The 9,847-nt window shown below is 71.9% G+C and carries 10 protein-coding genes and 1 pseudogene; 5 read left to right on the top strand and 6 right to left on the bottom strand.

Annotation, left to right across the window (positions count from 1 at the left end):
- Positions 1 to 333 (top strand): annotated as a pseudogene (locus JWQ92_RS01270) (FAD-dependent oxidoreductase); the annotation flags it as partial.
- 9 nt (positions 334 to 342) lie between these two features.
- On the opposite strand, the gene JWQ92_RS01275 reads toward JWQ92_RS01270, so the two are convergent.
- Positions 343 to 1,197: an aldo/keto reductase gene (locus JWQ92_RS01275; RefSeq protein WP_297342641.1), complete on the bottom strand. Its 855-nt coding sequence runs from the start codon at positions 1,195 to 1,197 to the stop codon at positions 343 to 345.
- Between the two features lie 111 nt (positions 1,198 to 1,308).
- Positions 1,309 to 1,713 carry a thioredoxin gene (gene trxA, locus JWQ92_RS01280; protein ID WP_297342642.1) on the bottom strand — a complete coding sequence of 135 codons (405 nt, stop codon included), beginning with the start codon at positions 1,711 to 1,713 and terminating at the stop codon, positions 1,309 to 1,311.
- Positions 1,714 to 1,788: 75 nt separating this feature from the next.
- Between trxA and JWQ92_RS01285 the strand changes: the two genes are divergently transcribed.
- Entirely contained in the window at positions 1,789 to 2,445 is a 657-nt protein-coding gene (locus JWQ92_RS01285) for an NAD(P)-binding oxidoreductase (RefSeq protein ID WP_297342643.1), read from the top strand.
- Positions 2,446 to 2,474: 29 nt separating this feature from the next.
- On the opposite strand, the gene JWQ92_RS01290 is transcribed toward JWQ92_RS01285, so the two are convergent.
- From JWQ92_RS01290 to JWQ92_RS01300, 3 genes are all read right to left on the bottom strand, one after another.
- Positions 2,475 to 3,371 (bottom strand): SDR family oxidoreductase, encoded by an 897-nt coding sequence (locus JWQ92_RS01290; RefSeq protein ID WP_297342644.1) that lies wholly within the window; start codon positions 3,369 to 3,371, stop codon positions 2,475 to 2,477.
- 66 nt (positions 3,372 to 3,437) lie between these two features.
- Positions 3,438 to 5,126, bottom strand: coding sequence for an alpha-glucosidase (locus JWQ92_RS01295; RefSeq protein ID WP_297342645.1), 1,689 nt, complete (start codon positions 5,124 to 5,126; stop codon positions 3,438 to 3,440).
- A gap of 42 nt (positions 5,127 to 5,168) precedes the next feature.
- The gene (locus tag JWQ92_RS01300) at positions 5,169 to 5,723 is read right to left on the bottom strand and encodes an N-acetyltransferase (protein WP_297342646.1); all 555 of its coding nucleotides are present in this window, start codon (positions 5,721 to 5,723) and stop codon (positions 5,169 to 5,171) included.
- A 98-nt stretch (positions 5,724 to 5,821) separates the two neighbouring features.
- Between JWQ92_RS01300 and JWQ92_RS01305 the strand changes: the two genes are divergently transcribed.
- Positions 5,822 to 6,580, top strand: a complete 759-nt coding sequence (locus JWQ92_RS01305; protein WP_297342647.1) for a hypothetical protein — start codon at positions 5,822 to 5,824, stop codon at positions 6,578 to 6,580.
- Between the two features lie 7 nt (positions 6,581 to 6,587).
- Here JWQ92_RS01305 and JWQ92_RS01310 read toward each other — a convergent pair whose 3' ends face one another.
- The gene (locus tag JWQ92_RS01310) at positions 6,588 to 8,090 is read right to left on the bottom strand and encodes an aspartate ammonia-lyase (RefSeq protein WP_297342648.1); all 1,503 of its coding nucleotides are present in this window, start codon (positions 8,088 to 8,090) and stop codon (positions 6,588 to 6,590) included.
- Positions 8,091 to 8,222: 132 nt separating this feature from the next.
- Between JWQ92_RS01310 and JWQ92_RS01315 the strand changes: the two genes are divergently transcribed.
- Together JWQ92_RS01315 and JWQ92_RS01320 are read left to right on the top strand one after the other, a co-directional pair.
- Entirely contained in the window at positions 8,223 to 9,329 is a 1,107-nt protein-coding gene (locus JWQ92_RS01315; protein WP_297342649.1) for an alcohol dehydrogenase catalytic domain-containing protein, read from the top strand.
- Positions 9,330 to 9,333: 4 nt separating this feature from the next.
- On the top strand, positions 9,334 to 9,847 hold a 514-nt coding region (locus JWQ92_RS01320; RefSeq protein ID WP_297342650.1), incomplete at its 3' end, for an SDR family NAD(P)-dependent oxidoreductase.

Here is a 9,847-nt window from a genome sequence, read left to right on the forward strand (position 1 = left end):
ATCGGCATCAACCTCGCCGTCGGCGACGCGGTCGCGACCGCGAACCTGCTCGGCCCGGACCTGCTGCGAGCCCAGGCCGATCCGAGCCGGTTCTCCCGGACGCTCAACCCGGCGATCGTCGACCGGGTGGAGCGGCGGCGGCGGCTGCCCGCCGACGTGACGCAGCGGATCCAGGTGCTCGCCCAGAACCGGGTGCTCGCCATGACTCGAACCCCCGCCGGCCGATCGCTGCTGCCGCCCGCCCCGGTGCGGGCGCTCCTGGCCGGACCCGTCGCGCGACTGGTGCCGCGCGTGTTCGTCTACGGGATCCGGCCGGAGCGCATCGCCGACTGAGCGACGGCGCTAGACCGCCTGCTCGAGCTCCGCGACCTCCTCGGCCGACAGGTGCAGATCCGCCGCCCGCATGTTGTCCTCGAGATGAGCGACGGACGAGGTGCCCGGGATCGGCAGCATCACCGGCGAGCGGTGCAGCAGCCAGCCGAGGGCGAGCTGTGACGGCGACGCGTCGTGCTTCCTGGCGAGCTCGTCGAGCGTGCCGCCCTGCTTCGCCAGCTCACCCGTGGCGAGCGGGAACCACGGGATGAACCCGATCCCGTTCGCCTCGGCGTGCTCGAGCAGCGGCTCGGCGTCCCGCTTCGCCAGGTTGTACAGGTTCTGCACCGAGACGATCGTCGCGATCCTCTGCGCCTCCTGCAGCTCCTCGACGCTGACCTCGGAGAGCCCGATGTGGCGGATCTTGCCCTCGTCCTGAAGCGCCTTCAGCTCGCCGACCTGGTCCTCGAGCGGCACCTTCGGGTCGATCCGGTGCAGCTGGAACAGGTCGATGGTCTCGAGCTTCAGCCGGCGGAGGCTCATGAGCGCCTCCTGCCGGAGGTACTCGGGGCGCCCGACCGGCGGCCACACGTTCGGGCCCGTTCGCGTGAGACCGGCCTTCGTCGCGATGACGAGGCCGTCCCGGTAGGGGTGCAGCGCCTCCGCGATCAGCTCCTCCGCGACGTACGGGCCGTACGAGTCCGCCGTGTCGATGAAGTCGGCGCCGAGCTCGACCGCGCGCCGCAGCACCCGGACCGCCTCGTCGTGATCCTTCGGCGGGCCCCAGACGCCGGGGCCCGTCAGCTGCATGGTGCCGAAGCCGAGGCGGTGGACGGTCAGGTCGCCGAGGGCGAACGTGTCGGGGATGGTCGTCGTGTCAGTCACGAGCAACCAGCCTGCGCCACGCAGTCTGGGCGCGGTTTCAGGATGCGTGGGCAGACAGGCAAGGGCCCGTCCGGAGCGCTCCGGACGGGCCCTTCGGGAGACGGACTGGGGTCAGGCCTGCACGTCGGCGTCCTCGGCCTGCAGCTCGGCCTGCAGCTCGGCCTGCTGGGCCGCCCACTGCTCGCGCACCGTGTCCATGTCGAGCGCCTGGACCTGCTCGATCAGCGACTCGAGCGCCTGACCGGGCAGCGAACCGGGCTGACCGAACACCGGGATGCCGTCGCGATAGACGACGAGCGTGGGGATCGACGTGATGCCGTACATGCCCGCGAGCTGCTGCTGGTCCTCGGTGTCCACCTTGGCGTAGGTGATGTCGGGGTGCTGCTCGCTGGACTGCTCGAAGACGGGTGCGAACTGACGACACGGACCGCACCATGCGGCCCAGAAGTCGATCAGGACGGTGCCCTTCTCGACCGTCTCGTTGTGGTTCTCCAGCGTGAGGGTCTGCGTAGCCATGCAGGGATCAACCGGCTCATGGGGGCGTGCATTCCCGTCGGGCGAGCGCCCATCCCGGCTGGCTATCGTGCCCGCGTGAGCACCTTCGTGATCGTCGGCGGCCACGGCCGCGTCGCCCTGCTGACCGCCTCGGCCCTCGGCAAGCAGGGCCATGTCGTGCGGTCCCTCATCCGCAACCAGGATCACGGCGCCGACGTCGAGGCGACCGGCGCGGTCCCGTACCTGCTCGACATCGAGGGCAGCGACGTCGGCGACTTCGTCGACGCCTTCGGGGACGCCGACGCCGTGGTGTTCGCCGCGGGCGGCGGTGCGGACGGGAACGCCGAACGCAAGCGCACCGTCGACCTCGAGGGATCGCTGAAGTCGATCGCGGCCGCGAAGCAGGCCGGCATCGGCCGCTTCGTGCAGGTGTCCGCGATGGGCGTCGACGAGCCGCTGCCCGACGACACCGATCCGGTCTGGCAGGCCTACGTCGAGGCGAAGCGGGATGCGGACGAGGCGCTGCGGGCGAGCGACCTCGACTGGACGATCGTGCGACCGGGACGCCTCACCGACGGCCCGGCGACGGACGCCGTGCGGATGGCGCCGCGCGTCTCCCGTGGCGACGTCTCCCGCGCGGACGTCGCAGCGGTGCTCGTCGCCGTCCTCGAGGACGACTCGACGATCGGGCTCCAGTTCGAGCTGACGAGCGGCGAGGAGGCGATCTCCGACGCCATCGCCTCGCTCGGCTGACTCGGCCGCGTCGCGCGCCGGCCGCACGCTCAGGGCGTCGGCATGCCGCCGTTCACGTTGAGCGTCTCGCCCGACACGTAGCTGGACTCGGCGCTGGCGAGGAACACGTACGCCGGCGCCAGCTCGGCGGGCTGGCCGGGGCGGCCGATCGGCGTCTGGGTGCCGAACGACGACAGCGCCTCCTCCGGCTGGCCGCCGGCCTGCTGCAGCGGCGTCCAGATGGGCCCGGGGGCGATGGCGTTGACGCGGATGCCCTTCTCGGCGAGCTGACCGGCGAGGCCCTTCGTGAACGCGTTGATCGCGGCCTTCGTGCTCGCGTAGTCGACGAGGATCGGGCTCGGCTCGTACGCCTGGATCGAGGTGGTGTTGATGATCGTGCCGCCCGGAGGCATGTGCTGCACGGCCGCCTTGCAGAGCCAGAACATCGCGTAGATGTTCGTCCGGAAGGTCTCGTCGAACTGCTCGGTGGTGATGTCGAGGATCGACTCCTGGTTCTGCTGCTTGCCGGCGACGTTGGCCAGAAGGTCGATCCCGCCGAGCTCGTCGACCGCGGTCTGCACGAGCTTCTGGCAGTAGGCCTCGTCCTTCAGGTCGCCCGGGCAGGCGATCGCCGTGCGGCCCGCCGCCTCGACGAGCTTCACCACCTCCCGCGCGTCGTCCTCCTCCTCGGGCAGGTAGGAGAGCACGACGTCGGCGCCCTCACGGGCGAAGGCGATCACGGCCGCTCGGCCGATGCCGCTGTCGGCGCCGGTCACGACCGCCTTGCGACCCGTCAGCCGGCCGGTGCCGCGATAGGTCGACTCACCGGCGTCGGGGGTGGGATGCATGCGCTGCTCGAGGCCGGCGCCCGGCTGCTCCTGCTTCCAGCTGTCGTCGGGCTTCGGGTACTGGCTGGTCGGGTCCTGGAACGTGTACTGGTCGGTCACGGCGGCCACGGTAGGCACGCGGTCGCCGAGGATCTCGAGTGTTCGCTGTACCCCGGGTGAACGCGGTCAGCCGAGCAGGTAGATGCGGGCGTCCCACGCCGCGAGCCCGAGGCGGCCCTCGCGGAGCTCGTCCGCCGTGCCCTCGTGGGTGCCGAGCAGCAGCCGCGCTCCGGTCCAGCCGTCCCCGAGCTCGATCTCCCTGGGCGTGCGGCCGCAGTTGGCCACGACGAGCATCCGCTGCGTGTCGGTGGAGCGCGTGAAGGCCCACAGCTCCGGATCGTTCTCGAGCACGCCCGCGAAGTCGCCGTCGGCGAAGATCGCGTGCTCGTGCCGCAGCCGGATCAGGGCGCGGTAGTGCTCGAAGACGGACCCGTCCTGCCCGACCTGCGCGGCCGCGTTCAGCCACGTGTGGTCGGGGTTGACGGGAAGCCAGGGTGTTCCCGTGGTGAACCCCGCCGTCGCCGTCGCGTCCCACTGCACCGGCGTGCGGGCGTTGTCGCGGGCCACCGCACGCATGTCGCGGAGCGCGGCGCCCTGGTCCCGCCCCTGGGCGAGCACGTCCTTCCAGTGGTTCACGGCCTCGACGTCGCGGAACTGATCCGGTGAGGCGAACGGGAAGTTCCGCATCCCCAGCTCCTCGCCCTGGTAGACGTACGGGGTGCCCCGCATGCCGTGCAGGATCGTGCCGAGGGCCTTCGCGGACGCAGCCCAGTAGGCGGGATCGTCGTCACCGAATCGGGAGACCGCGCGAGGCTGGTCGTGGTTGTCCCAGTAGAGGCTGTTCCAGCCGCGCTCGGCGAGCGCCACCTGCCAGCGGTGCAACGACTGCTTCAGCGCGACGCGGTCGAGGCCGAGGTAGTCCCACTTGTTCGCGCCGTGGTCGATGCTCACGTGCTCGAACTGGAACACCATGTCGACCTCGTGCCGAGCCGGATCCGTGTAGAGCACGGCCTCCTGGGTCGTCACGCCCGGCATCTCGCCGACGGTGAGGTACTGCTCGTCCCTGCCCTGGAACACCTCCCGCGTCATCTCCTGGAGGAACTCGTGCATGCGGGGGCCGTCCGCGATCATCGCGAACGCGTTCACGTAGCGCTCGCCGGCGACGGGCGGCGCGTCGGCGAAGTCCTGCTCCTTCGAGAGGAAGTTGATGACGTCCATCCGGAAGCCGTCGACCCCGCGGTCGAGCCACCAGCGCATCATCGCGTAGACGGCCTCCCGCACCTGACGGTTCTCCCAGTTCAGATCGGGCTGCTTCCGGTCGAAGAGGTGGAGGTAGTACTGGCCGGTACGGGCGTCGAGCTCCCAGGCGGATCCGGAGAAGAACGAACCCCAGTTGTTCGGCTCGGCGCCGTCGCGGGCGTCGCGCCAGAGATACCAGTCGCGCTTCGGGTCGTCCCGGCTCGAGCGGGCGGCGGCGAACCAGGGGTGCTCGTCGGACGTGTGGTTCACCACCAGGTCCATGAGCAGCGTCATGCCGCGCTCGTGGAGGCCGGTGATCAGCCGGTCGAGCTGCTCGAGCGTCCCGAAGAGCGGATCGACGTCCTGGTAGTCGCTGATGTCGTAGCCGTTGTCGGCCTGCGGCGACGGGTAGATCGGGGACAGCCAGACCACGTCGACGCCGAGCGTCTGCAGGTGGTCGAGGTGCTCGAGGATCCCGCCCAGGTCGCCGATGCCGTCACCGTTCGCGTCCGCGAAGCTCCGGGGGTAGATCTGGTAGACGACGGCCTGCTTCCACCACGCGTCGATCGCATTCACGGGTCCATCCTGGCGCGTCGGCCCCGACCGTCCGGACGCGGTTCAGGTCAACGGGCGCTCCAGCACGAAGTCCTCCTCGTAGCCGTCGCCGAGCTTGAACCGCTTGTGCCCGACCTTCGTGAAGCCGTGCTTGTCGTAGAAGCGGATCGCACGGGCGTTCGCCGTGTTGGTGCCGAGCCAGATGCCGGCGGCGCCGTGGGCGCGCGCCTCCCACAGCGTGCGCGCGAGCAGGGCCGCGCCGGTGCCGGCGCCGTGCGCGTCCGCCCGGACGTAGCACTTCGAGAGCTCGCTGGTCGGCCGGATGCGCAGCGCGGCCTGCACGTCGGGGTCGGTGCTCTCGGTGAGCACGAGCATCGTGTAGCCGTCGAGCGGGGCGCCGTCACCGGGATCGGCGACCACGAGCACCCGCTCGGGGTCGGTGAGGTGGGTGCGGAAGTCCGCCTCGGCGAGGTTCGCGGCGACGTACGCGTCGCTCGCCTCCTTCGTGGTGCTCGGCGGGCACGCGAGCGGGAAGGTCACCGCCGCGACCTCGGCGAGCGCCGCCGCGTCGCGGGCCGTGGCGAGCCGGATGGCCGGGCCCGGGATCGTCGCCTGCACCGATCCACCGTATCGGCGCGGCTCCGGCCCCCGCACCCGATGTCGGAGGCATGGTGTGGGGTTCCCCCGTCCGTGCCGGACCGTGATCAGGAGGGCACATGGCCGAGAAGATGGACGTCGAGGCGCGCATCGCGCATTTCCTGCGGGTGTCGCAGGACCCGGGGGCGACGCAGTCGGAACGCGACACCGCGGGGCGGGAGGCGGAGCGACTGCTCGCCAAGCACGCCATCGACCGGCTCATGCTGGACGTCGACGGCGCCAGGCGCGCCGCGCACGAGCCGATCGAGACCGGTTCGATCACCGTGCGCGGCGGCAAGGGCGGCGTGGCGCTCGACGTCGTGCTGGGCCTCGCCCGCGTCGCGCAGACGCTCGGCCTCGTGTCCTACTACTCCGACCGGCGCTCCCCCGGCGCGCGCGTCGGCGACCCGGAGGCGGCGCCGCACGTCCTGCTCAGCGTCACGGGCTTCCGGTCGGACGTGGCGCTGGCGCTGCCCCTCCTCGAGTCCCTGCGGACGCAGGCGGAGATCGCGGTGCGCACGTGGTGGCGCGGCGACCCGGCCCACCGCCACATCCCGAGGTACGACGCGCACCTCGCGCGCTGCGCGTTCGTGCAGGCGTTCGGTACCGGCGCGGCCGAGCGGCTCCGCGCCGCCCGGGACGAGGCCGTCGCTCGGACGGGCACCGCCCTGGTCGTCGCCTCGCGCGAGGCGGAGGTGCGGGACTGGGTCGACACCCACGTGCGCCTCAGGTCCCGCCGGGACCGCCGGTCCTTCTCCGGCTACGGACGCCGGCAGGGCTACGTGTCCGGCCTGCGCTCGACCGGCACCGCCCGGCGGGCCGTGCCCTCGGGGGCATGACGTCGATCTAGATCGAGTCGGCCTCGGTCGGCGACAGCAGCGCCTGCGCGACGCCCTCGGAACCGACGACGGGCACCGGACCGGTCCCCGCGTCCATGCCCGACAGGCGCGCCGGTGACGTGAGGTACTCCACGCGGTCCCGCGTCATCAGCCCGGCCTCCACGACGAGGTCCGCGACGCTGCGTCCGGTGAGCAGCGCGGCCTTCGCGAGGGCCGACGCGGCCGCGTAGCCGATGTAGGGCGTGAGCGCGGTGACGACGCCGACGGAGGTGCGCACCATCGAGTCCAGCCGGGCGATGTTCGCCTGGATGCCGTCGACGCAGTTGACCCGCAGGGTGCGGCATCCCGCCATGAGCCAGGAGACGTTCGTGAGGATCGAGTGCAGGATCAGCGGCTCGAAGGCGTTCAGCTGCAGCTGTCCGGCCTCCGCGGCCATCGTCACCGACACGTCGTGACCGACGACGGCGAACGCGATCTGGTTCACGACCTCGGGGATGACCGGGTTCACCTTGCCCGGCATGATGGACGAGCCGGCCTGTCGCGGCGGCAGCACGATCTCCCCGAAGCCCGCCTGCGGGCCGGACGACAGCAGGCGCAGGTCGTTGCAGATCTTCGACAGCTTGATCGCGGCCCGCTTCAGCACGCCCGACATCTGCATGAAGACCCCGGTGTCGCTCGTCGCCTCGACGAGGTCGCGCGCGGTCTCGTACTCCTCACCGAGCAGCTCGCTGAGATGCTTCCGCACGGTGCTCGGGTACCGGGGATCGGCGGTGATCCCGGTGCCGATCGCGGTCGCGCCGAGGTTGATCTCGCGGAGCAGCGGCAGCACGTCCCGGATCCGGTCCTCGTCCTCCCCGAGCGTCGTGGCGAAGCCGTGGAACTCCTGCCCGAGGGTCATGGGCACGGCGTCCTGCAGCTGGGTGCGGCCGACCTTCAGCACGTCATGGAACTCGTGGCCCTTCTCCGCGAACGAGTCGCGGAGCGCGGTGTGCTCGACCAGGAAGTCGGACAGGGCCATCGCGATCGCGATCTTCGCCGCCGTCGGATACACGTCGTTCGTGCTCTGGCTGCGGTTGACGTCGTCGATCGGGTTGAGGAACGCGTAGTCGCCGAGGGGCCTGCCTGCCAGCTCGAGCGCCACGTTCGCCACGACCTCGTTGGCGTTCATGTTCGTCGATGTGCCGGCGCCGCCCTGGATGACGTCGACGACGAACTGGTCGTGGAAGCGCCCGTCCCGGATCTCGCGGCACGCCCGCTCGATCAGCTCGGCCTTGTCGGCGGGCAGCACCCCGATCTCGCGGTTCGCGCGCGCCGCCGCCTGCTTGACGATCACGAGCGCGTCGATCAGGCGGGGGTGGATCGAGATGGGGCGGCCCGAGATCGGGAAGTTCTCGAGCGCCCGTGCCGTGTGGGCCCCCCAGTAGGCGTCCGCCGGGATGTCGACGGTGCCGAGACTGTCGGTCTCGGTTCGGACGGCAGGGGCTTCGATGGTGCGGACGTCGTCGGTCACGAACTCCGACGGTAGCCGGATCCGCACGCAAATCCCCGCCGCTCGCCGCGTGAAAGCGGCGTCCCGGGCACTGCAACGTCCGGGAGAGTGATGCACGAGGGTGCATAGGATGGCCGCGACAGGGAGGCAGGGATGCGGATCACGGGCGCGGTGCTCGAGGAGGTCGGTCGTCCGGCGCCCTACCGGGAGTCCCGTCCGCTCACCATCGGCGACCTCGATCTGGCCGAGCCGGGGCCGACCGAGCTGCTCGTGCGCATCGAGGCCGCGGGCCTCTGCCACTCCGACCTGTCCGTGGTCGACGGGAACCGGCCGCGGCCGGTACCGATGCTGCTCGGCCACGAGGCGGCCGGCATCGTCGAGGCGGCCGGCGCCGCCGTCTCGGACATCGCCGTCGGCGACCGGGTGGTGCTCACCTTCCTGCCGCGCTGCGGCGAGTGCGCCGCGTGCGCGACGAACGGCCGCCTGCCGTGCGCGCGCGGCTCCGCCTCCAACGGCGCGGGCGAGCTGCTCGGCGGAGGCACCCGGCTCTCCCGGCACGGGCGGCCGGTCGCGCACCACCTCGGCGCGTCCGCGTTCGCGACGCATGCCGTCGTCGACCGCCGCTCCGTCGTACCGGTCGCGGCCGACGTGCCGCCGCAGGTCGCGGCGCTGCTCGGCTGCGCCGTGCTGACCGGCGGCGGCGCGGTCCGGAACGCCTCCGGCGTCCAGCCCGGGGAACCGATCCTCGTGGTGGGCCTCGGCGGCGTCGGACTCGCCGCCGTGCTCGTGGCGGTGGCGCTCGGGCACCCGGTGATCGGAGTCGATGCCGTTCCGGCCAAGCTCGAGATCGCGCGGTCACTCGGCGCCTCCCGGGTCGAGACGCCCGACTCGCTCGACGGAGCCACCGCACCGGTCGTGATCGAGGCGGCCGGGTCCGCTCGGGCCTTCGAGACCGCCTTCGCCGCCACCGCGCCGGGCGGCACGACCGTGACGGTCGGGCTCCCCTCGCCCGCCGCCCGCGCCTCGATCGCGCCGCTCACCGTGACGGCGGAGGCCCGCACGGTCGTCGGCAGCTACCTCGGCTCATCCGTGCCCGCTCGCGACGTGCCGATCTACGCCGACCTGTGGCGCGCGGGCCGCCTGCCGGTCGAGCGGCTCGTGTCCGCGGAGCTCCCCCTGACCGGGTTGAACGAGGCCATGGACGCACTCGCCTCCGGGGAGGCGCTGCGCCAGCTGATCACCTTCGACGAGAGGACATGAACCGATGACCGACTCCCCCACGCAACGGGTCGCGATCGTGACGGGCGCCGCCCGAGGGATCGGGGCGGCGACCGCGAGGCGGCTCGCGGCGGACGGCTTCGCCGTCGGCGTGATCGACCTCGCCGAGGACGCGACGCAGGACACCGTCGAGGCGATCCGGTCCGCAGGCGGGCAGGCGCTCGGCATCGGCGCCGACGTCACCGTGACCGAGCAGGTCGAGCGGGCCGTGGAGGCGGTCGTGGACGGCCTCGGCGCCCCGACCGTGCTCGTGAACAACGCCGGCATCCTCCGCGACAACCTCATCTTCAAGATGACCGACGAGGACTGGGATCGCGTCGTCGCCGTGCACCTGCGCGGCGCGTTCCTCATGACGCGCGCGGTGCAGCGCCACCAGGTCGAGGCGCGGTGGGGCCGGATCGTCAGCCTCTCCTCGACGAGTGCGCTCGGCAACCGCGGCCAGGCCAACTACTCGGCCGTCAAGGCCGGCCTGCAGGGCTTCACCAAGACGCTCGCGATCG

Source organism: Amnibacterium sp. (assembly GCF_025463795.1).
Lineage (GTDB): Bacteria > Actinomycetota > Actinomycetes > Actinomycetales > Microbacteriaceae > Amnibacterium.